At 32.8% G+C, this 24355-nt stretch carries 13 protein-coding genes; 8 read left to right on the top strand and 5 right to left on the bottom strand.

Features of this window, described 5'->3' with window-relative positions; translation table 11 throughout:
- The 3 genes from RWN11_RS03120 to nagA all read right to left on the bottom strand — a co-directional run.
- On the bottom strand, nucleotides 1-1024 hold a 1024-nt coding region (locus RWN11_RS03120; protein ID WP_314160336.1), incomplete at its 3' end, for a cyclically-permuted mutarotase family protein.
- Nucleotides 1025-1138: 114 nt separating this feature from the next.
- Entirely contained in the window at nucleotides 1139-1861 is a 723-nt protein-coding gene (nagB, locus tag RWN11_RS03125) for a glucosamine-6-phosphate deaminase (RefSeq protein ID WP_314160337.1), read from the bottom strand.
- Nucleotides 1862-1879: 18 nt separating this feature from the next.
- Nucleotides 1880-3028: an N-acetylglucosamine-6-phosphate deacetylase gene (gene nagA, locus RWN11_RS03130; RefSeq protein WP_314160338.1), complete on the bottom strand. Its 1149-nt coding sequence runs from the start codon at nucleotides 3026-3028 to the stop codon at nucleotides 1880-1882.
- Between the two features lie 750 nt (nucleotides 3029-3778).
- Between nagA and RWN11_RS03135 the strand changes: the two genes are divergently transcribed.
- Nucleotides 3779-5719, top strand: a complete 1941-nt coding sequence (locus RWN11_RS03135; protein ID WP_314160339.1) for a KUP/HAK/KT family potassium transporter — start codon at nucleotides 3779-3781, stop codon at nucleotides 5717-5719.
- A 371-nt stretch (nucleotides 5720-6090) separates the two neighbouring features.
- On the opposite strand, the gene RWN11_RS03140 is transcribed toward RWN11_RS03135, so the two are convergent.
- Both RWN11_RS03140 and RWN11_RS03145 read right to left on the bottom strand, forming a co-directional pair.
- On the bottom strand, nucleotides 6091-9705 hold the full coding sequence (locus tag RWN11_RS03140; protein ID WP_314160340.1) for an SIALI-17 repeat-containing surface protein: 3615 nt from the start codon (nucleotides 9703-9705) through the stop codon (nucleotides 6091-6093).
- A 586-nt stretch (nucleotides 9706-10291) separates the two neighbouring features.
- Nucleotides 10292-11470, bottom strand: coding sequence for an NADH-dependent flavin oxidoreductase (locus RWN11_RS03145; protein ID WP_314160341.1), 1179 nt, complete (start codon nucleotides 11468-11470; stop codon nucleotides 10292-10294).
- 1912 nt (nucleotides 11471-13382) lie between these two features.
- Here RWN11_RS03145 and RWN11_RS03150 point away from each other — a divergent pair.
- The 7 genes from RWN11_RS03150 to RWN11_RS03180 form a co-directional block, all read left to right on the top strand.
- The gene (locus tag RWN11_RS03150; RefSeq protein WP_314160342.1) at nucleotides 13383-14375 is read left to right on the top strand and encodes an MsnO8 family LLM class oxidoreductase; all 993 of its coding nucleotides are present in this window, start codon (nucleotides 13383-13385) and stop codon (nucleotides 14373-14375) included.
- Entirely contained in the window at nucleotides 14375-15247 is an 873-nt protein-coding gene (locus RWN11_RS03155) for an NAD-dependent deacetylase (RefSeq protein WP_314160343.1), read from the top strand. The genes RWN11_RS03150 and RWN11_RS03155 overlap by 1 nt, the downstream gene beginning before the upstream one ends.
- 173 nt (nucleotides 15248-15420) lie before the next feature.
- Nucleotides 15421-16443 carry a lipoate--protein ligase gene (locus RWN11_RS03160; protein WP_314160344.1) on the top strand — a complete coding sequence of 341 codons (1023 nt, stop codon included), beginning with the start codon at nucleotides 15421-15423 and terminating at the stop codon, nucleotides 16441-16443.
- A gap of 34 nt (nucleotides 16444-16477) precedes the next feature.
- Entirely contained in the window at nucleotides 16478-17650 is a 1173-nt protein-coding gene (locus RWN11_RS03165; protein ID WP_314160345.1) for an NADH-dependent flavin oxidoreductase, read from the top strand.
- Nucleotides 17651-17890: 240 nt separating this feature from the next.
- Nucleotides 17891-18913, top strand: a complete 1023-nt coding sequence (locus tag RWN11_RS03170) for a lipoate--protein ligase (protein ID WP_314160346.1) — start codon at nucleotides 17891-17893, stop codon at nucleotides 18911-18913.
- Between the two features lie 1384 nt (nucleotides 18914-20297).
- Nucleotides 20298-20633: a glycine cleavage system protein H gene (locus tag RWN11_RS03175; protein WP_314160347.1), complete on the top strand. Its 336-nt coding sequence runs from the start codon at nucleotides 20298-20300 to the stop codon at nucleotides 20631-20633.
- A gap of 403 nt (nucleotides 20634-21036) precedes the next feature.
- On the top strand, nucleotides 21037-24355 hold a 3319-nt coding region (locus tag RWN11_RS03180; RefSeq protein WP_314160348.1), incomplete at its 3' end, for a YSIRK-type signal peptide-containing protein.

Here is a 24355-nt window from a genome sequence, read left to right on the forward strand (position 1 = left end):
TTCTATGAATATATGGTTTTCTTTCTGCCGGTTTAATCTCACCCATAATAGAATAAATGTTATTATCTGTAGCTAACAAGGCGTGGCCACAAGGTGCTTCAAAAGGAATTTCTCCTAATTGGTACCAGTGGTTTTCATTCAAGTTATAGACTAATTCTTTTTTATTCCATCTGTAGTCACTTACAGGACGTCTGAAGTATGCGTCACGATATTTTGCATGATTTTCACCTTGTAATGTTGTTAAGTTGAATACTGCATCTTTCCAAACATCTTTATTGAAACCACCGATTACTAGAAGTTCATGGTCGTTTAATGGAGCCCAATCAGCACCTAGAAGGGATATTTCTTCATTATCGATAACTACATCAGCAAGTTGAGTCCATTCTTTTGTTTCTAAGTTAATTTTATATCCATCACTGTATGTTTCAGTAGCTCCACCACCGAACACATAAAGTTCATTATTATATATATAGCTTATTGCTTGATTACGTAATTTCCCAGGAAATTCTGAAAATACTTCGAATTTCTTAGTTGCTAAATCATATGCATATAGTTCATTGTTATTTGATCCATTAATAGATCCGATACCGAAGTATAGTTTATTGTCGTGAACTTTTGCAATAACATTTTCTACAGTAAGTGGAAGAGTGTCGATTACTTCAACTTTTAATTTATTATCAACTACTGTGAATGCTAAAAGGTCTGATGATGTTTCAGTTTTATTCGCAATGTAGTATAAAGTATTGTTATGTACTGCACTTGGTCCATATGCTAAAGGATAGTCAAATTGAATTTGATCTAATAAAGCTATTCCATTAGATGTTTCTTCATATAGATATACATCTTTATGGTTTACTTTAACTCCTCCATCTACAGGAAGTCCTCCTGGGAAGTTAGCACCTCCACCAAAGATTAGTTTATTTCCTAAAACACCTTTAACTAATCCTGCTGTTCCTATATTCTTTTTGTAGCCTTTTTGAGCTGCTACAGTAGCTATATTTGTCCAATTTAGTTGTATACTCATAAAAGTGTACCTCCCTATTATTGTTTAAAATCAAACGCTTACATTAATATTTTGTTTATAGTGGGAGGATTCGACTATAGATGACGTTTTAGTCGAATACCACTCCCACAAATTTTATTTTTTGAAGTCTGCCTCTTTATCCACTAGAACATATACACTAGGATGATTTTTTAGAACAGTACAAGGAATATTTTCTGTTATTTCATCACATTCTACTAAACTCTTAATAGCGTATTGTTTGGCTTCTCCGAATGCTAATAAGATTATATGTTTAGCTCGCATAATATCTTTTATTCCCATAGTTACAGCTTGTTTAGGTACTAAATTAATGTCGTTATTGAAAAATCTAGAGTTTGCCTCGATAGTTTCTTGTTTTAAATCAACGACATGAACTCCTTTTTCAAATGGTGTGCCAGGTTCATTAAATCCGATGTGACCGTTTGAGCCAACTCCAAGAATTTGTACATCAATGTCAGCACTATTTAATTGTTCTTGATAGTTTTTTAAAACTGCATTTAAGTCGCTATTACCAGCATCAGGAATATGAGTATTTTCTTTTTTGATATCGATATGATCGAATAGATTAATTTTCATGAATTTATGATAACTTTCTGGATGATCATAGCTAATTCCTACATATTCATCTAAATTGTAAGATTTTACATTTTTATAGCTGAAATTTCCTGCTTTATAGTCTGCAATCATTTCTTCGTATAAAGCTATAGGTGATCCACCAGTAGCAAGACCTAGTGTTGAATTTTCATTAATCAAACTTTTTAAAATTGTGTATGCTTCTTTTGAAGCTTCTTTTTTAGAATTAAAAACTAAATATTTCATAGAATTACCCCTTACTTTTTAATCTTCTTTTTTATAAACTTCTTTACCACGCGCAAATGTTGTTAGTACTTCATAAGCAGGAGAGATAACTACGAAGTCAGCATCGTAGCCAACTTTAAGTTTTCCTTTTCTATCTCCGAAACCTAACATTTCCGCAGGGTTTTTTGTACATGAGTTAATTGCTGCATCGACAGGGACTAAAGCATCTTCTATTAAGACGCGTAGTCCATCAATAACTCTAAGTGTAGAACCAGCTAGACGTCCGTCATCACGGTGAGCACTACCATCTTCATATATTTCCATATTTTCTCCACCGAAGATATAAGAACCACGTCCACAACCTTTAGCGCAAAGTGAGTCGGTAATCATAATTCCATGGTCACGCCCTTTTGCTGTGAAGTATGTATTTAAAGCATCTGTAGTAGAGTGAATACCGTCGCAGATAATTTCCCCATATGCATCACGCGCACGTAGTGCAAATCCAACTTGACCTCCGTCACGGTGATGGAAACCAACCATTCCATTATAAACGTGAGTTTGAGAAGTAGCACCGTTAGCGAATGCTAGGTAACTTTCTTTATAGTTACAAGCAGAGTGTCCTAGACTTACACGAATTCCTTGGCTTACTAGATACTTAGTAAGTTTGTAGTCAATGTCTTTTTCACATGCGATAGTGATAAGTCTAATTAGGTTATTACTAGCTGCTTGGAATTTTTTAAATTGTTCAACACTAGGTGTTTGGATACAATTTTTAGGTTGAGCACCACGTTTTTCTACGTCAAGATAAGGTCCTTCGAAGTGAATTCCTAAAATTTCAGCTCCTTCATAGCCTTCTTCATAAACTTTTGCAACATTTGCTACAGCTTTTAGAAGAACTTCTTCAGTTTGTGTAATTGTTGTTGGTAAAAATGATGTTACTCCCTCAGAAACGATATTTTTAGTCCAGTTACGAAGCCCCTCTTCGTTAACATCATTTGTATCGTAACCATAAGCTCCATGAGTATGAACATCTATAAATCCTGGTAAAATACGATTAGATCCAAAATCATAATCTACTTTATCGAATGCATCATAGTCATAAACGGCAGTTATTTTTTTCTCTTCTACTTCTAAAATAAGAGGAAGAAATTGCCCGCTTGACCAAACTTTTTTACTTTTTATTAGCATAATAGCACCCCTTTTTATATAAAATTTTTATCTTTAAATTTAATGTGTTAAATCCTCGTTAAGTTAATTTTAACACTTTTTAAATGGGTTTGTAAAGTAGAAAAGTAAAAGTTTTCAAAATTAATTTAAACGTGTTTTTTAAATTTTAAGAAAATGAAAAAAGTTGAATAAATTCAGTGATATAATTTAAGGTGTTATGTTAACGAAAAAAGGTGAACAATTTTAAAATATTATGAAAAAACTTATTGTTTGAATCACTCGAGAATAAAAAATTATGTAAATTGATAATAAATTATAAAATAAGGGTTGCATCACAAAACATAAATTTTAAAAAGAGTATATTATAACTCATAGCTGCAGTGATTTATTGATATCTAAATTCGCTTTATAAAAGCTTTTTTGATATCTAATAAACTTTGCTGAAGTGATTCAACAAAATCTAGTTTCTTTGAAATCACGATTTTTGAGTCACTCCCACGTTTTTTTAATTATTAAAAAAACAAAAATAACGTCAACTTCTATATGATTATGCAAACTCATAATAAAGTAGAAAATTTTAGGGAAAAATTCCTTAACATGTACTGAGTATATAAATTTTTCTAAGAAAAATAATATATAAAGTAATGATAAAAATACAATATACTTACTATTGACTTTAGCTATAAGAGGAATATAATTATATGTAAGAATTATATTGATGATTTTATAGATATAGTATAATTTTAACTTATTTTACAAGAGGACAAAAATATGGATAAATCAAGATTAACCTTTCTTGGTGTAATAATAACAATAGGAATAATATTCGGAGATATAGGGACGTCGGTTTTATATGTTATGAAGTCATTTATTAACAATACTGATGCGACGATGAATGAAAAGCTGGTTTTAGGTTTTGTTAGTTTAATATTTTGGGTAATGACCTTACAGACAACAACAAAATATGTAATGATTGCACTAAAAGCGGACAACAAAGGTGAAGGAGGGGTATTCTCTCTTTTTGCTTTAATAAAAAATAAAACAAGACGTAGTGTAGCTCTTTTAGCGATGCTAGGAGGAGCGACTCTTCTTGCGGATGGAATAATAACACCAGCAATTACAGTTACATCTGCGGTTGAGGGTTTACATGATATAATTCCTTCTATAAATACTAACGATGTAATCGTCTTAGTGCTTATTATATTTGTGTTTATTTTTTCATTCCAACGTTTTGGAACCAAAAAAATAGGTTCGCTCTTTGGACCTATAATGAGTTTATGGTTCCTATCGTTACTGTTTTGGGGGATAAAGTCTATAAGTACTAGACCAGAAATATTAAAAGCAATAAATCCAAAGTATGCACTTCAGTTGCTAATCAACTATCCTGGTGTTTTTGTTCTATTAGGAGCGGTATTTTTATGCGTATCAGGTGCAGAGGATTTATATGTAGATTTAGGTCACTGCGGTAGAAAAAATGTCAGAATGGCGTGGTTTTCTGTAAAGGTGTGCTTACTTGCGAACTATTTCGGTCAGGCGGCGTATCTATTATCAACAAATTATAGCGCGATAAAAAATCCATTCTTTGCGATAGTGCCGGATAGTTTTATAGTTTTTCAGGTAGTACTTGCGACACTTGCTGCGGTAATAGCGAGTCAAAGTTTAATAACAGGATCATTTACGTTGATATCAGAGGCGATAAAACTGAATCTCTTCCCGAAATTAATGATAAAGTATCCTACAGAATTAAAAGGGCAGGTCTATGTATCTGCAGTTAATATAATATTATTTATTTGTAGTAGCTGTGTAGTATTATTCTTCAGAACAAGTAGTAATATGGAAGCTGCATATGGATTAAGTATTAGTGTAACAATGTTTGTAACGACGTTGTTATTAAGTATATATTTATATAAAGTAAAAAACAAAAAAACTTTTGCGCTTATTTTCTTATTATTCTTTGGAATAGAAGAACTATTATTTCTATATGCAAATAGTTTGAAATTCGTAAATGGAGGATACATAACGGTAATCATCGCTTTATTAATATTCACAATCATGTTTATTTGGCATAAAGGAACAGAAATCAAAGAGCGTGAAAGCCAGTATCTAACGGTGAAAAATTATACAAAACAACTACTGCAATTAAGTATGGATAAAAATATCCCAAAATATGCGACAAACTTAGTATATTTAACAGGAGCAAAACAAGAAGAAGATGTTGATTACGCGGTGTTATATTCGATTTTAAATAAACAACCTAAAAGGGCTAATGTTTATTTCTTCGTCCATATAAATGTACTAGACGAACCTTATAGAAGAGAGTATAAGGTTACTAAATTTAGTGATAAAAAAATATTCAAAATTACCTTTAATCTAGGATTTAGAGAGAATCAAAGGGTTAATATGTTTATGCGTCAAGTAATAGGTGATTTATTAGAAGATAAAGAGTTAGAATTGCAACCAACTAAGTACAATTTAAGAGGAAAAGCTGAAACTGTAGGAGATTTTAGATTCGTCTTGATTGAGGAAGTATTAGGTAACAGCAATGGCTTATCTTCATTTGATAACTTCATTATGAGTTTAAGATTGAAGCTAAAAAAAATTACAGTAACCCCGGAAAAATGGTTTGGTTTAGATACGAGTGTTATAACTAAAGAAGCTGTACCTTTAAATGTAGTACAAACTAAAGCGAAAAAATTAATAAGAGTTCAATAAAAGAAAATCAGACTTAGAATAAGAAGGGAATGACTTGAAAATCGAGGGGTCGACCCAAAAGTCCTAAAATTTCAACAAAGTTCATATGAAAACTCATAGACGCAGTGGTTTATTGATATCTAAATTCGCTTTATAAAAGCTTTTTTGATATCTAATAAAGTTTTAGGGGATGACTCAACAAAATCTTGTTTCTCCGAAATCATGATTTTTGAGTCACTCCCAGTTTTGTCGAAGAATCCTTGCTTAGGAAAGGTCTGATTTTTATTTTTGATTTTACAGGTGTTCAACGGAGTTTTTTTTAGAAATTAGAAAAAGGAAAAGAGTATGGAAAATCCATACTCTTTAAGTTTTTTATACACTAATTAACTTAATTATTTAGAAAGTTTACGTCTAACTACAATACCTGCTAATGCGATTAAACTTAATCCTAATACAGCAGTGTTAGATGGGTTCATACCTGTGTTTGGTAATACTCTACCTTCTTTAGCTTCTGGTTTAGCTTTTGGAGTTTTTGTTCCAAAGTTGTTGCCATCTCCAGCAGGAGTATTTAATGTAGATAAGTCAAACTCAGGAACTTCGTTAACAGCTGCTAGGTTTTTACTTAGGATATCTAAAGCTTCAAGTAAATCGTTAAGGTGATTATTTAATCCTTCGATGTAATATGGTTCAGCACCGTTTTCTTCAGCATCTTTTATTTGTTCTTTAACTTTATCAATTTCTTTTAAGATTTTTTTGATTTCAGGATTGTTAGCACCGAATTCTGGAAGTTCTGGTTGAACTAATGCATCACCATTTTCTGATTCTCCTTTAGGTTCTAATCCTTTAAGAGCTTCTTCTAGTTCAGCTTCAGCTTTTTCTAATTCAGCTTTTTTCTCAGTAATAGCTTTCTCTAAACCTTCTTTAACGTAGTCTTCTACATTGTTTTCTTCAGCATCTTTTAAATCACTTTCAAGTCTAGCAACTTCTTTTTCTAAATCAGCTACTTTGTTTTGAAGAGCTTCGATTGCAGCATCTTCAGAAGGAGCTGGAGTTTCTTCAGCAGGTTTACTTGGAGCTGGAGTTTCTTCAGCAGGTTTACTTGGAGCCGGAGTTTCTTCAGCAGGTTTACTTGGAGCTGGAGTTTCTTCAGCAGGTTTACCTGGAGCCGGAGTTTCTTCAGCAGGTTTACCTGGAGCTGGAGTACTTTCAGCTTTTTTAACTTCTTCTAAAAGAGCTTCTTGTTCTGCAATTTTTTTCTCTAATTCAGCTTTTTTGCTGTCATCAGTTGTTTTTTCTTTTTCTTCTTTAAGTTTTTTAATTTCTGCTTCTAACGCTTGTGATGCAGTTGGCAGAGCATCTACTTTTGGAAGTAAAACTGCATATACTAATGCATCCGGATTTTCTTTAAGGTCTTTTTCAGCTCTTGCTACCGCAGAACGCAGTGCATTTAATTTATCGCTAATATCCTCATTGTCTTTGTCTTTAGCAAGCTCTGCTTCTAAATCTTTAATTTCTTCTTTTAAAGCCTCTATTTTTTTATCTGCTTCAGATTTTGGAGCTTTACCTTCAGGTTTGTTTGGTACAGAAGGAGCATCACCATCATTTACTCCGCCAGTGAATTCAGGAACTTCATTAACAGCAGGTTCAACTCCGTTTACTCCGCCATTGAACTCAGGATTTTCAGCAACAGGAGCATCACCAGGATTTACTCCACCTTCGAAGTCTTTAGGTTCTTCAACTTTAGGAACTTCTTTTAAGCCTTTGATATATTCTAAAGTTGCGTTGTAATCGTTAGTAAGTTCATCGATTGCATCTTTGTATGCTTTTACTACTTCGTTAACTTCGTCGAATTTAGCTTGAGCTTCATCAGCCGCAGCTTTATCAGTAGCAACAGCAGCTTCTAATTTAGTTACAGCATTTTGTAAACTATCTTTGATAGCTTGATCAGCATCATTTTTCTTAGCTGTTTCAAGGGCTGAGTTAGCTTTTTCTAATGTTTCTTTTTGTTTATTTAATGCTGCAGTTTTTTCTTCTACTACTTTAGCTTTTTCAGCAGCATCAGCTTTATCTTTATCAGCTACTTTAGTTAATTTTTCGATTTTTTCAGCTAAATCATCAGCTATGTCAGTAAGTTTTTTAACGATTGGTTTATTAGCTTCTTTGTTGTAAGCAGCATCTAATTTTTCCTTATCAGCAGCTGGAAGTTCAGCAAGAGCTTTTCCTTCTTGTTTTGTAGCACCGATTTCGTCTGCTTGAGGATCTTGATCTTTAGTAGCTTCTGCTTTAGCGTTTTGATCTTCTAATTCTTTAGCAGCTTGTGTAGCTGAAATAACCCCAGCTTCGATAGCTTTTAGTAAATCATCTTTACCGATTGCAGCTTTAGCTTCTTCGATAGCTTTAGCTTTGTCAGTGATTTTAGCATTTTTGTTAATTGCAGCTTCAGCGTCTTTTTCAAGTTGATCTAAAGCAGCTTTAAGGGCTTCTAAGTTATCTTTTTCTTCTTTTTTAAGTTCTTGAACTTTAGCGTTTGCTTTATCAGCTTCTACTTTTGCTTTAGCTAATTCAGCGTCAGCGTCAGCTTTAGCTTTATCAGCTTCATCTTTTTTAGTTTGAGCAACTGTTACATCGTCAGCTTCTTTTGAAGCTTTAGCTGTAGCTTCTTCTACTTTTTTAGCTTCTTCAGCAACTTTTTTCTCTAACTCAGCAACTTTAGCGTCAGCGTCAGCTTTTGCTTCAGCAGCTTTTTCAGCTTCTGTTTTTTCTTTTGGAGCTTCAGGCGTTGGTTCTTCTTTTTTAGGTGGATTTTTAGCTTCTTCTTCTTTAGCAGCTTTTACTTCGTCAAGAGCTTTGTTGTACTCATCAGTAAGTGTATCGATTTCAGCTTTGTAACCAGCTAATGGAGAATTTGCTTCGTCGAAAGCATTTTGAGCAGCATCGCGTTCTTTTTCGATAGCTTTTACAGCTTTATCTAATGATGCAACGATTTCAGCAGATGAACCATTTTTTCTAGCGAATGCTAATGCTTCATTAGTTTCTCTTAAAGTGTCTTCTTGTTTTTTAAGAGCTTCAGCTTTTTTATCAGCGTTGGCTTTATCAGCCTCAGCAACTGCAGTTAATTCTTCGATTTTTTCAGCTAAGTCATCAGCTTTGTCTTGAAGTTTTTCTGATGCAGGACGAGCAGCATCAGCTTTTTCAGCTTTTTCAATTCCAGATTTAACGTCTTCTGGAAGTTGATCTTTAGTTTTAGGTTCAGCTGGAGTTGTAGCGGGTGTAGCACTATCAACTTGGTCTTTATTTCTTAATTTTTTCTCAGTTTCTTTATTAGCTTCAGCTTTTTCGTTATCATCTGCTAATTCTTTAAGAACATCGCCAGCTTTTAAATCACCAGATTCTACAGCAGCTAGTACATCTTCTTTACCTAGTACTTTTTTAGCTTCTTCTTTATTTGTAATTTTAGAATTAGAATCGATTTCTTTTTCTAGATTAGATAAAGCTTCTTTTAGAGCATCTTTAGAATCAGCTTCTTCTTTTTTAGCGTCTTCTTCTTTTTTAGCTTCTTCTTTAGCTTTAGCGTCAGCTTCTTTAGCTTTAGTTTTAGCAGCTTCTAAATCAGCGTCAACAGCTTTTTTAGCGTTTTCAGCTTTAGTTTTTGCAGCTTTAGCGTCAGCAGCTTCTTTTTTCTCAGTTTCAAGTTTAGTATTTGCTTCGTTAGCTGCAGTAGTAGCTGTATCTACTTTTGCTTGAGCTTCAGTAACTTTTTCTTCAGCTTTTTTAGCTTCGGCTTCAGCTTGTTTAATTTCTGGACTTGTAACTTCCGATTTAGGAGTTTCAGCTGTTCCAGATGCGTTAGTATTTCCAGGTGCAGGTTGTGTAGCTGCTGGTTGTCCTGTTGTTTCATTTCCAGCGTGAGCTACAGCTGCTCCAGTAGTCGCAACACCGATACCAACAAGTACAGATGCTACTCCTACCTTAAATTTACGTAATGAATATTTTCTTTTTGTTATCATAAAAACAAATCCCCTTTTTTATTTAAATTATAATAATGACTATGTTTCTAAAATGTTCGATTTAATTTAATAAACAGAACGCTCAGAGACAATTAGTGTATTCATAATTCCTATTATACTAGAAGAAAAACTATAAAACAAGGACTTCGGTAAGTTATGTAACTTTATAATTATATAGTAAACTAGAAATTCTAGAATTATAAATTAAATATTGTTATATAAAAAAACGAACAAACAAAAAATGAAAGTTAGGATGTAAGCGTAGTAATACAGCGATATAAATAAATTATTTTTTCTGATAAAAATATAAATATAATTCTTAATAAGTGGATATAGTTGTTTAAAAAAATTAAATATTAAATTTATGTTACAAAAATTATGTAAAGCTTGAAATATTAATTTTTATAACTAAAAGAAGTTTGATTTTAAGGTGTATTTTATATAGAAAACAATATAAAATGTATTAAATTTTTAAAAGGATATATGTGCAATATAGATTTTTTTATCTGTATCAAATAAAAGAAGAATTCCAAAAAACAAGATGTTCGAATCTGAAATTTTGAAATTCTTCTAAAAATATATATTATTAATAATTATCTTCTAGTTTTCTGAATTCATCTCTAGTGTGCTGAGGTAAACTCTTACCGTAGTCCATCATAAGGACGATGTCTTTAAATGCAGCTTTTGGAATAGCTAGACGCTCTATGTCTTCAACTCCAACATCTAGATTAATATCGTCTATATGATTTGATTTTAGTTTTTCTACAAAGTCTGGTTCTGCGACAAATGGCGAAGATAATCCGATCATATCTGCATGCAGTATAGCTGCTTCACATTTTTCGACAGTATTGATACCACCTGATGCGATTAACGGAATTCTTCCATTTAAATGTTCGTAGACAACTTCGTTAATAAGGTGACCGTGATGTGGACCTTCCGCGCGTACTGTATTTAGATAAATATTTTGCCCCCAGCTGGCAATTGCCATATATGATAGAGGGACTCTTTCTAATAACCAATCTGTAAGTTGATTAAATTCTTCAACTGTGTAACCAACTTCTTCTCCACGTGTTTCTTCAGGTGTTGCACGATAACCGAAGATAAAGTCTTTTGGTGCTTCTTTTTTGATTACTTCATATACATCTTCAAAAACTTCAAGGATGAAGCGTGAACGACTTTCTAATGTATCCACTCCATATTCATCATGACGTTCATTAGAGAAGGTAGAGAAGAATGTCTGTAGAAGAAGACGTTGTGCACTAGAAATTTCTAACCCATCGAAACCAGCCGCGATAGCACGGCTTGCAGCGCGTTTGTAATCTTCTCTTATTTTTTGTATATCTTCTATAGAAAGAGGATGAACGATATGTTCTACAGGTGAGTTAAGTTCCATATAACTTGGACCAACAGCACGTTTATTAGTAGAGACATAGTGATTAGCGAAACGTCCTGCGTGTGTTAACTGAAGGATAGCTTTTGCTCCACCAGACTTCATAGCTTGTGCCATCTTTTTAAGTCCAGGAATACACGCATCATCATGAACACTAAAGCCGTATTCAAAAAGTTGCCCTTCAAGATTAACATAAGCGGCCCCGGTAATTTGTAATGGTGCTGTGTTTTTTCGTCTTTCGGCGTAAAGCAGATCCTCTTCTGTAATGTATCCTTCTGCGGTAGAAGAGTTCGTAGTCATAGGAGAAAGAACAAAACGGTTTTCTAGCTCTACTCCATTAGCCAATTTAACAGGTGTTAATAATTTTGATTTCATAAAAAATACCCCTTTAAGTAATGTAAATAACATACAACTAGAACCAATGCCTAAGAGATAAAATTAAAATATGAAGTAGCTTCTATTTGATTTATGTAAATTTATAAAAAATTTAATAGATTAAATTACCTTAATTTTTTTATAATATTTAAAAGGGATGGTGCTAGGTGTATATACTTTTACTAAAAATATTTATAATAAATTTGTGATTTCAGAAAAGTTTTTCTTACAATTTATTATATCAGATAATTAGATGAATAAAAAGATGTGATAAGAAAAATAGTTTTTATAATTAAAAAATAGAGAATAAAAGAGGTGTTGTTTAAGTTTTTGTATTGTTAATTTTGGTTGTATTAATTCTCTTATAGTGACAAAAGTGGAAAAATTTTATGAGGTTATCATAGAAAAAATAAAAATAAGAGGCTAAATCAAAAGTCTTAAATTTTAACAAAGTATATATGAAAACTCAAAGACGCAGTGGTTTATTGACATCTAAATTCGCTTTATAAAAGCTTTTAGATATCTAATAAACTGTACGGGGGTGACTCTAAAAAATCGATTTCTCTGAAATCACGATTTTTGAGTCACTCCCAAAACGAAGTACAAAAAACAAAAGAGATCAGAAACTATTTTTATAATTTGTGTACAACAAATTTTTCATATAAAATAACCGGCGCAAATATTATTGTACCTGGTGTTTGTAATAGTTGAGTGATGTTTCTAAGTGATAAACTCTGGATAATATAAAAAATATTCGTATAGATTGTTAATTGTGTTCAAGTGGGAAGTGGAGAAAGTTAATATAAAGATGAATGTCATCTACTACATATTAACATAATCTTAAAAATAGAATTTTAATTATAAATACAATGGGAATATCTTTTCTGATGAGATTTCTAGTGTTATAATAAAAGCAGGCTACTTGCCCGGAAGGGAGGTGGTGAGATGGAGAGTAACCTTTCTCAAATACTTGTGAATATATTATCTGGAATAATACTCCTTTTAATAGAATACTATCTGCTAAAAGATAGTCACAAGAAGTAGTCTTTTTTAGCCCACGACGTATACATTTCACTTTGTATGTGATTATTATCTAAATAATATAAAAAGCCAATTGAACCACAACTTCAATTGGCTTTTGTGGTGAAATTTGAGTAACCTTTCTCATTCACTTACCTACATTTTAGCATATGCCTTTTCTTCTTGTCAATTAATTCGGAAGAGGAGTGATATTAGCATATTTTTTATTTATATGATCTTAAAAAATAATTTTTTTGTTTTCAATTTTTAATTTTTTATGATATTTTGTAAAAGTTCAAAAAATAAGGAATCACTGAAAAACATAGAAAAATAGCTTCCTAGGCGTAAAACAATGAGAACGACAATTTATTCTCCAGGGAATAGTTAATTAACAAAGACAACGAAAACTTTATAAGAAACGCAATAGATTAAATCACCATAATTTTTTTATAAAATTTTAATAGAATGTGGTTAGTTATGTGTACTTTTAATGAAAATGTGTTATAATAAAATCGTGATTTCAGAAAAGGTTTTCTTTTAATTTATTCTATTATAGATAAAATAAAAGAATAAAAAGTAAAAATGAATTTGAGATATAGATAATTTTTTATAAACTTTGTAAAAAACAGAGAGTAGAAATTATGTAAATCCAAATAAAATGAAAGAAGGGACTTAGCCAAAAGTTTTAAATTTTAAAATAGTTTATATTAGAACATATAGGCGTAGTGGTTTATTAATGTCTAGATTCGTTTTATAAAGGATTTTTTATAAAAGCTTTTTAGATATTTAATAACTTTGCGGGGTGGCTCGACAAAATAGATTTCTGCGAAATCACGATTTTTAAGTCGTGCCTGAGTATTAAATAAACATAAAAATATAAGAGGACAATAATATGAAACTTAGTATTTTAGATTATGCCATTGTAGATGAAGGAAAGAGTGCAATAGAGGCAATAGAGGAAAGTACGGAGCTGGCTCGTTTAGCCGAAAAACTAGGATATAGTCGTTTTTGGATGGCTGAACATCATCAGGTACCCGCTTTGGCAAGTAGTAGTCCTGAGTTATTGATGTTACATCTTCTTCAAAATACAGAGAAGATACAAATAGGTTCAGGTGGAATAATGATTCCTCACTATGCACCGTATAAAATTAGCGAATGGATCAAACTTCTTAGTGCATTATATCCAGATAGGGTGAATCTAGGAATTGGGAATAATCCGGGGACCAAAGTAGTTCAGAAGTTGATGGATACTACACCTATAACGAGAGAAGAGTATAATGATAGCTGTAGAGAATTACTAGAACTTCTTACAGGAACCGAAACACTAGTTCAACCACCGGAAGCGAAGGTAAGCTCTATGTGGCTATTATCTACTAGTGAAAAGAGTGCGAATCTAGCTGCGGAGCTAGGACAAAATTACGTGTATGGTCTATTCTTTAATCAGGCTGTAGATTATATAGAAACTGCCAAAAGATGTTTAAATACTTATCGCACTAAAATGCGTGAACAACAAAAAACACCGCAAGATGTTGTTGCCGTGTTTATTGCGATAGGGGAAGATGAACAGGAAGCAAAAGATTTAGTACGCTGTTTAGATATTTGGCTTCTTGGGAAAAAAGAATTTACAGAGTTTGATAGATTTCCTAGCATACAAACAGCTAAAGATTACGAGATTACCGAAGAAGATAAAGAAAAAATAGAAAAAAATAGAACCCGCTTAGTTTGGGGTACGAAGGATGTAGTAATAGAAAAACTAAAAAATTTAGCTGCAGAATTCGAATTAGAAGAGTTGATGTGCATACCTTTAGTACCAACAATAGAAAGAAGAAAAAATATTATTGAGATTTTAGCTAAAGAGCTAACGGAAAAAGAGGAGAAAAATTAATGACTTGGAAGGCGATAGAGTTAGAAGAAAACAATGCCGAAAAACTAGCACAGTTAATAGAGGAAGCCGAGGCGATAGTCATAGGAATAGGAGCTGGAATGTCAGCTGCAGATGGTTTTACTTATATTGGAGAGAGATTTACGAGTAATTTTAAGGATTTTGTAGAAAAATATAAGTTTTTAGATATGTTGCAGGCGAGTCTGTTTGATTTTCCGAGTTCACAGGAATATTGGGCATTTCAAAGTCGTTTTGTCTTGTTAAATTATTTTGATCAACCTGTTGGTGCGAGTTATAAGGCGTTGAAAAACATACTTCAAGATAAAAACTACCATATTATTACGACAAATGCCGATAATGCCTTTGATGTTGCAGGTTATGATATGGATAAAGTCTTCCATATTCAAGGTAAGTACGGGCTTATGCAGTGTAGTAAACATTGCCATGCGAAGACGTACCAAGATGAAGCGCTGATGCGTAGACTGGCTGTAGAACAGGAAAATATGGAAGTTGACTACAGGTCTATTCCATTATGCCCAGAATGTGGAGCACCGCTTGAGGTTAATAAGCGTAATGCTGAAAAAGGAATGGTAGAAGATCCGATATTTTTCGAACATCTTGATAAGTACAATGAATTTTTAGAAAATAATCGTGATAAGAAAACATTATTTATCGAAATAGGAGTAGGGTTTACGACACCTCAGTTTATAAAATATCCATTTTATAGAGAACTTGATAAAAATCCTAATGCGTTAATGGTTACTATGAACCAGAAGAAATATCAATTCCCGGAAAGGATTGCTTCTAGAGTATTGTGGTTTAACCAAAATAGTAAAGAGCTGACACTAGATGTGGAAGAATTGTTGAAAAAATAACCTGTGGTGAGGATGAGTCAACAATCGTGATTTCGGAAAAGTTGATTTTGTCGAGTCACTTTCCGCAGTGATATTTTATAATGTTGCAGATAAAATTATGCTAAGACTGCAATAAAAAATTAAATTAGATAAAAATACATTAACAAAAATTAAAAAATAAAGGAGAATAAATTATGTATTTAATAGAACCAATTAGAAACGGAAAATATTTACCAGATGGAGCGCTAGTAATGGCGATGCAAGTTTACGTACTTAACAACATCGATATCGATGAAACTGTAATCTTTCCATATTACTGTGAACCAAAAGTGGAAATTGGATTATTCCAAAATGCTGAAACTGAAGTAAATCACGACTACATGAAAGAAAAAGATATTATCCTAGTACGTCGTGATACAGGTGGTGGTGCTGTGTACGTTGATAACGGTGCTGTTAACGTATGTTTCCTAATGCCAGGGGACACTGATGTATACGGAAACTACAAAAAATTCTACCAACCAGCAGTAGACGTACTTCACAGTTTAGGAGCTACAGAAGTTGAACAAAAAGGTCGTAACGATTTAACTGCTCGTGGTAAAAAAGTAAGTGGAGCTGCGATGACATTAGTACGTGGTAAAATCTACGGAGGATATTCATTACTTCTTGATGTAAACTACGAAGCAATGGTTAATGCTTTAACACCAAACCGTAAAAAAATTGAATCAAAAGGTATTGAATCAGTAAGAGCACGTGTAATGGGTATGCGTGAATTATTAAAACCAGAATACCAAAACGTAACAATAGATGAGTTTAAAAACTTAATCATCTGTGGATTAATGGGAATCGAAGACATCAAAGATGCGAAGAGATATGAGCTAACTGATGAAGACTGGGCTGCAATCGAGAAATTAGCAGATGAAAAATACCGTAACTGGGATTGGAACTACGGAAAATCACCACGTTATAACTACAACCGTGACGCTCACCTTGCAATCGGAACAGTTGATTTCAGCTTAGAAGTTGAAGAAGGACGTATTACAAAAGCAAAAATCTATGGAGACTTCTTCGGAAAAGGTAACGTACGCGATGTAGAAGAAAAACTTATAGGAGTAAGAGTTAAAGAAGAAGACTTACTAGAAGCCTTAGGAAGTATCGATTTAGCATTCTACTTCGGAAATGTTGAAACGAAAGAATTAGTAGACTTAATATTAAGCTAGTTTTACCAATTGTATGTAAAAGAGGTGTGCGTTTATGGAAAAATTATTAACTCCCATAAAACTAGCAAATGGTGTACAGTTAGAAAATAGGTTCGTACTGTCGCCGATGACAACTAATTCTTCTACAAAAGATGGGATTATCACAAAAGAAGACTTGGATTACGCATTAAGACGTGCTAAGTCAGCGCCATTACAGGTAACAGGGGCAGCTTATGTCGATGTAGATGGACAGCTGTTCGAATTTGGCTTCGGTGCACATGATGATAGCTGTATTCCAGGACTTACTAAGATGGCAAATGCGATGCAGTCTTCTGGAGCGAAGGCTATTTTGCAACTGACTTATTCAGGAGCGGGTGCTAATTACTACGGAGTTCATCATAAGGTTTATGGACCTAGTAAGTTGAAATTGCATCTTCCGTTTGAACATGAGGTAGAGGAATTATCTCGTGAGATGATCGATGAGATTAAACAAAAATACAAAGATGCGACGCGAAGAGCGATACGTGCAGGGTTTGCAGGAATAGAAATATCAACAGCACAAAAACTAATGCTACAGACGTTTTTCTCAACAGTATCGAATAAACGCCATGATGAGTATGGTGTAGATTCATTAGAAAATAGAGCTCGATTCATTCTTGAAGTGTTTGAAGAGGTGTATGAAGTAATAAAAAATGAAGCACCTGAAGATTTTATTCTAGGATATAGAGCAACTCCAGAAGAAACGCGTGGTGCGATAATTGGTTATACTGTCGAAGAATTTAATCAACTAACAGATTGGATACTAGAAAGAGTGCCGTTGTCTTATATTGCGATAGCGAGTTGGGGACAAAATATTTATTTAAATAAAGTCCGTGCTGAAGGTCCTAACGAAGGTCGTTTGATTAATGAAGTAGTTCATGAACATCTAGCAGGACGTGTTCCTTTGATGGCGACTGGTGGAATTAATAGTATAGAAAAAAGTCGTGAAGCTATTATGCATGCTGAGATGATAGGTTTATCTAGTGTCTTTGTTGCTGAGCCGGACTTTGTAGCTAAATTCCGAGAAAATCGTGAGGAAGATATAAATCTAGATGTAGGTGTGGAAGATATCGAAAGACTAGCTATTCCAAAAGCCGCGTTTAAAGATATTGTGCTTATGATGGACTACGGTAAGAGTTTGCCACAACACACGAGAGATGAATTTAGAAAATTAGAAGAAAATTACTAAGAAGATTGCTGTGATGTGGATGTAGAAGTAGTAATTTTGAAAATGAAATATTACTAAAGTGTAGGTTGAAGAGATATAGTGACTAACATTTGAAGATATTTTAGAAAATTAGAAGAATACTGCTTTGATTTATAGAATAAAAAACAGCAAACTATTAAGATGAAGCGGCTACTGTTATCTAAGGTTAAACTTGAATAATGGTAGCTGCTTATGTTGTAATGTAAAAAGTGAGGAGTGCTTATGTATTTAATAGAGCCGATAAGAAATGGACAATATATTTACGATGGGGCAGTAGCCTTAGCGATACAAGTACATGTATTGAATAAATTGAATTTAGATGAGGATATTATATTTCCTTATTGTTGTAAACCGAAGGTACAGATTGGTCTTTTTCAAAATGCCGAAAAAGAGATTAATCATGAGTACATGAAAACTCACGGGATTACCCTAGTTAGACGTGATACAGGAGGGGGAACGGTATTTTTAGACGAAGGAGCTGTGAATATTTGCCTTATTATGAGTGGTGATAGTAATGTTTATGGTAACTTTAAAAAGTTCTATGAACCAGCGGTAAATATCCTACGTGATCTAGGTGTGAGTGAGGTTGAACAAACAGGTCGAAATGACCTTGTTGTCGATGGAAAGAAAGTTAGCGGAGCTGCGATGACTCTTGTTAATGGGAAAATCTACGGAGGATATACGCTACTTTTAGATATTGATTATGATGCGATGGTTAATGTACTAACACCTAATCGTAAGAAAATTGAATCAAAAGGAATTGACTCGGTGAGAAGCAGAGTTACAGGTCTTAGAGAATATTTAGATGAGGAGTATAAAGATTTGTCTGTAGTAGATTTCAAAGATTTATACCTATGTCGACTATTTAATTGTGAAAAACTAGAAGACATAAAACGTTATGAACTTACAGAAGAAGATTGGCGAGAAATTGATGAGTTACTTTCTAAAAAATATCAAAACTGGGATTGGAATTACGGAAAATCACCGCGTTATAATTACAACAGAGATGCTCGTCTTGGGATTGGGACTGTTGAGTTTAATCTAGAAGTAGAAGCGGGACGAATCACAAAAGCTAAGATTTATGGAGATTTTTTCGGAAAAGGTAATGTCGGTGATGTCGAGGAAAAACTAATCGGAGTAAGAGTAAAAGAAGAAGATTTACTAGAAGCATTAGAAAATATAGATTTAGTACATTATTTCGGAAAAGTAGAAGCAAGAGAACTTGTTGATTTGATATTGAGTTAAGAGGAATTCAAAGGAAGAAAATGTAGCTTTCTTAATGTTTTTGGAAAGTAAACTATTGATAAATCACTATTGGAAGGATTGCTTAAAAAGTCCTAATTTTTTTAAAAAGTTTATATAGAAACTTATAGATGTAGTGGTTTATTGATATCTAGATTCGCTTTGTAAAAGTTTTTTAGATATCTAATAAACCACTGCGAGAAGTGACTCGACAAAATCTTGTTTCTCAAGAAATCGCGATTTTTGAGTCACTCTCAGAAAAAAGTAGCCATTTTAGCTCACGACGTACATGTTATTCACTCATGTATGAATATCTATTCTCATACAAAGTGGTATGTTAATACATATAAAAAAGCAACTGAACCGCAATTTCAGTTGCTTTTCGTGGTTATATGTGAATATAATCGTCCAATTCACTTATTTATATTCTACCACATAGCATTTCTTATTGTCAATTAATTTGAAGAAGTTCCTCTTTATTCTTCTTCTCATTAACATAATCTTAAAAATATAACTTTAATCTTAATATCGATAAGGAAACCTTTTCTTGTTCGACTTCTGATGTTATAATAAAGATAGGCTACTGCCCGGAAGGGAGGTGTTGGTATGAATACTAGTATTCTGCAAATTCTTGTTAATATATTATCTGGAGTAATCCTCTTAATAATAGAATATTATTTCCTAAAAGATAACAACGAGAAGAAGTAGCCGTTTTAGGACACGACGCGTACTCGTCACTTTGTATGTGAATATTAAATATTAATATAAAAAGCCAATTGAACTCACACTTCAATTGGCTTTCGTGTTGGAATGTACTAGTATTTTGCATTCACTTTCCTACATTCTACCACATAGCATTTCTTATTGTCAATTAATTTGAAGAAAATTAGTGTAATATATTAGAGAAAATAATGACGAATCGTGTTTCGAATCCAGAAATAAATTTTAAATCAAGGGGAATTCCCAAAGTCAGTTTCGGTAAGGAATCAAAGTAGAAGTCATTTTTGAAAAAATGAAAGGTAAAGCAACCTCCCGACTTAAGTTCCGATTAAAAAAGTCTCGGATTAAATTTCAGTTTTTACTATGAGTTGACATTCATTGTGGTAGCTCTCAACTTAAGTTCGAGTTTTTATGAACTGAGATTTATAGAGGCTCCTCCTAACTTAAGTTCCAGTAAAAAAAATAGTTTCAGGTTAAATTCCAGTTTTTTATTTAAACTGGAATTTACTTTGGGAATTAATAATTAAAAATTTATTTCTGTAAAATTAAAATTTTAGTTGCTTTTTTTTTATTTATGTTGTATAATGATTCTTTGAGTAAAAAAATCAGTGTCAAATTAGTGCATTGATGCTCAAAGCTTATAAAAAAGAAAGAAAGAGGTTGTAAAATGAAAAAATTAGCAAAAGCTTTATGGATTGAAAAGAACGAAGGAGTTTACATTGTTGGACCAACAGCAGAATTACAAGATGACGTTGGTACTGTAGGATTCGTAGAATTTTCAAAAAATGAAAAATTATCAAAAGATGATGTTATCTTACGTTTAGAAGCATCAAAAACTGTATTAGACGTTAACGCACCATTAGCTGGTGATGTTGTAGAATACAACAAAAAAGCAGAAGAAGAGCCAACAGTGTTAAACTCAGCAGATCCAAAAGAATCATGGATTGTTAAATTAACAAATGTTGATGAAGCAGAATTTAACAAATTACCAGACTACAAATAATAATTAAAAATAACTATATTATATAGTGGATAAAAAGCAATTGAACCTAGTGTGTCAGTTGCTTTTTATTTATTTAAATAGCTATTTTTAAGGAAGAATAAACTGTAATATTATAATGTATATAGGATAATTATATAAAATGTTTGTGAAAATTTTATATAGAAAATAAAAAGGAAACCTCACACAAATTATTCTGTAAAAACTGATAAAAACAATAAAATCCTTTAATTATTAAAGGGGAGAATCAACACGTCTGCGAAAAAAAAAAAAAAAAACGCTTACATTTTGTTGGTATAGCAGGTTATCACTTTTACTACTAACAAAAATATGATATAATAAAACGAAAAAAATATTATATTAAGTTGTTATTTAAAATACAAAAATAAAGAAGAGAGGTTTATCGATGAAAAGAGATAGGAAAGAAAAGTTTTCTATAAGAAAATTTAGTTTTGGAGCGGCGTCTTGTTTGATAGGGGCGACTATAGCTATGACTAGTTTATCTAGTAAAGAAGTACAAGCAATGTCTACTACAGTTGTGGGAGATAATGGAGGTACATCTGTAATTTATGCTAACTGGGATGATAATCCGTTAAAAACAAATACTAATTCGAGTGTAAGTGTTAATGATGAGATTGTAATCAAAGTTGATACTTCTGGATATACTAAAAACAGACCGATAGTAACTGTAACATATTATTTTAATAAAAATTTCACACAAAATGCTGATGGAAGCATTACTCCAACGGGAACTAATAATAATATTGTTCGTAGAGGTGAGGTAAGTTGGTTAGGACACCGTCCAGATTATTGGTTCACAGTGCCTAAAGGATTTAGTGAACCTACTAGTATAACATTAAAAAATGCAAGAGGTATCAAACAATATAATAACTGGGCAACATGGAGAAATAGTAACTCACGTGGGGTAGCATCTCGTTATCAAAGTGAAGCTGACGCTAAAGCTATGAATAATGGTAGTCCGGATAATTGGAGTCGTTATAATGATTATACAAAAGAGGGACCAATTTGGGAACACAATGGAAGTTTAAACTGGTATCTTGATACACGTGCAGGTTCTGGATGGGATGACGGAAGTGATAAGGAAGCTTATGCGAGATTAAGAAACAACACTCGTTCTATCTATTCGGATTGGGAAAGTGCAGGAGGAGCTGGTGTAGAAATTCAAGTAACTTATGAGGTGAAAGATCCAGTTAATACTCAGTATATTGAACTAGGAGCGGGGATACATATAAATTCTGGCGGTGTTGATCATGTTAAAATTGAGACAATAGCCCTACCAGACGTAGATGATACTCCTGAGAATCAAAAATATGAACCAAATAAATTACCAGCAAGACAAGGTGTGAAAGATGTTACTAGCTTGACACCTGAAGAAAAAACAACTCTTAAAGAAGCCCTTAAAGAGAAAAATCCATTATTAGAGAATAGACTTAAAGGTGGATTAGAAAATGGTATATCTATAGCTAATGATGGAACGGCGACATTCACTTATACAGATAATACTACAGACACAATCCCAGGGAAAGATTTAGTGTATAAGAAGTTTTTATTAGGGGTTGAACCGTATATAGTGGATGAATATAAATATAAGATAGAACAAACACCAGTAGATGATTACAATAATATAACTGATGTTGATAGAAAAAGAGCAGATGAAAAATTAGCTAAACTGAGTGGGGTTGAGCTAGAGTATGATAAGAGTAAATATCCGTTGGGAGTCGGGAGATCTAAGATTATAGCTGACACAAACTATCGAATAAAAGGTCCTAAAAACGATACCTATGCGAAATGGGAAAACGGGGATAATCTACGCATAGGAGGAAAGTGGTATTTTGGGACAGGTACTGGATTCAATGAGTTAATACCTAAGGATGTACTATTCGTACAAATCCCTAAAGCTGATAATAATGCAAAACAAAAAGGAAAAGATTTAATAAATGGACTAAAAAACCTAACTGACGCAGAAAAAGATGAGTACAAGAAAAAAATAGATCAACTTCCAGCTAACAGCTCAGAAGATAAAATTAATGAAATCGTCAATGAAGCACTTAAAAAAGATGCTGAGAATAAAGCATTAAAAGAAGCTAAGGAAGAAGCTAAAAAAGTTGTAGATGCGTTACCAAACTTAACTAAAGAAGAAAAAGATGCAGCTAAGAGAGAAATTGACAAGGCGACAACAACTGATGCAGTCACTACAGCTAAAAATAATGCGATAGCAAAAGACTTAGAAAAAGAAAAAGAAAAAGCAAAAAAACGTATTGATCAAATTAAAGATAATTTAAAAAATCCTGATGATTATAAAAATCAAATAACTGCTGCAAAAACAAAAGATGACATTGCTGCTATAGTAAGAAAAGCAGAAGATGAAGCGGCGAAAAAACAAGTAGAGAAAAATAAAGCTGAGGCTGATACGGTAAGAGATGAAGCCAAGAAAAAAATTGATGCAATTCCAGGTTTAACAGAAGCAGAGAAAAAACACTTCAAAGATTTAATTGATGGAGCTAATACAAAAGGGCAAATTGATAAAATTGTAGAAGATGCGAAACAATATGCTGACTCGAAAGCTAAAAGAGAAGCTGTTAAAAAAGAAATTGAAAACTTACCACACTTAAATAAAGCTCAAAAAGCAGACTTTATAGAAAGTATCGATGCAACGGATGATATTCCAACTATAAGTGATATAGTAACTAAGGCTCATAATCTAGATGCACGTATGGGAAGACTTCAAGATCTTGTGGAATATGCAAAAGGAAAAGATGTAACAGATAAATATAATAAGTCAGATGCAACTAAGAAACAAGCATTTGATAAAGCGAAAGCGGAAGCAGAAAAAATAGCTAACAAAGAAAATGCTACAGATAACGCTGGAGTAGACCTTGTTCAAAAATTATATAAAGATTTAGAAGATGCTATTAAAGCATTAGGAATAGACCCAGTAGTTCTTAAAACTAACAAAGATGCTTTGAGAGCAGAGGTAGCTTTAAATGATAACGATGCTATTAAAAAAGGAAATCCATACAAGTTAGCTACAAGTGATGAAAAACGTAAAGCATATGACGATGCATTTAAAAAGGCAAAAGAAGTTCTAAATAAAGAACAAGCTACACAAGATGAAATTAATCAAGCGGTACGTGATTTACAAAACGCTCGTTATGCACTAGATGGAAAAGTAGCGGACTTCACTTTAAAAACAACTGGAGTAGCTGAAATAAGTGTTAAATCTCAAGAAGGGGCAACTTTAACAAGTGATGCTGATAAAAACTTAGTGAAATCAAAAGTAAGAGTTACTCAAAGTGAAACTGAAGGTAACGTTCTTGATACAGATGAAGTGTTCTATGGAAATATCACATCGAAAGATGGAAAATTCTATGTGCCAGTAACAGTAGGTCGTGATAAGGTGTATCATATTGTAAATGTAGAAGTTAAAGAGTTCGCGTTAGCTGTGAAAGACGCAACAAAACCAGTAGAGATTTCAAAAGCACCAGTAGCAGGAGAAAGCTTAACAGAAGCAGACCAAGCGAAAGTAAAAGAAAAAGTAACAGCGAACGGTGAAGCTCTTAAACCTACAGATAAAGTAACATATGGACCTATTAAAGAAAAAGATGGTAAGAAAGTAGTATCAGTAACAGTAACACGTGATGGTGTAGCGAAAACAATAGAAGTAGAAGTAACTAAGAAAGCAGAAGACTTCACTTTAGCAGTGA

The sequence above is a fragment of the uncultured Gemella sp. genome, from assembly GCF_963519265.1.
GTDB lineage: Bacteria > Bacillota > Bacilli > Staphylococcales > Gemellaceae > Gemella.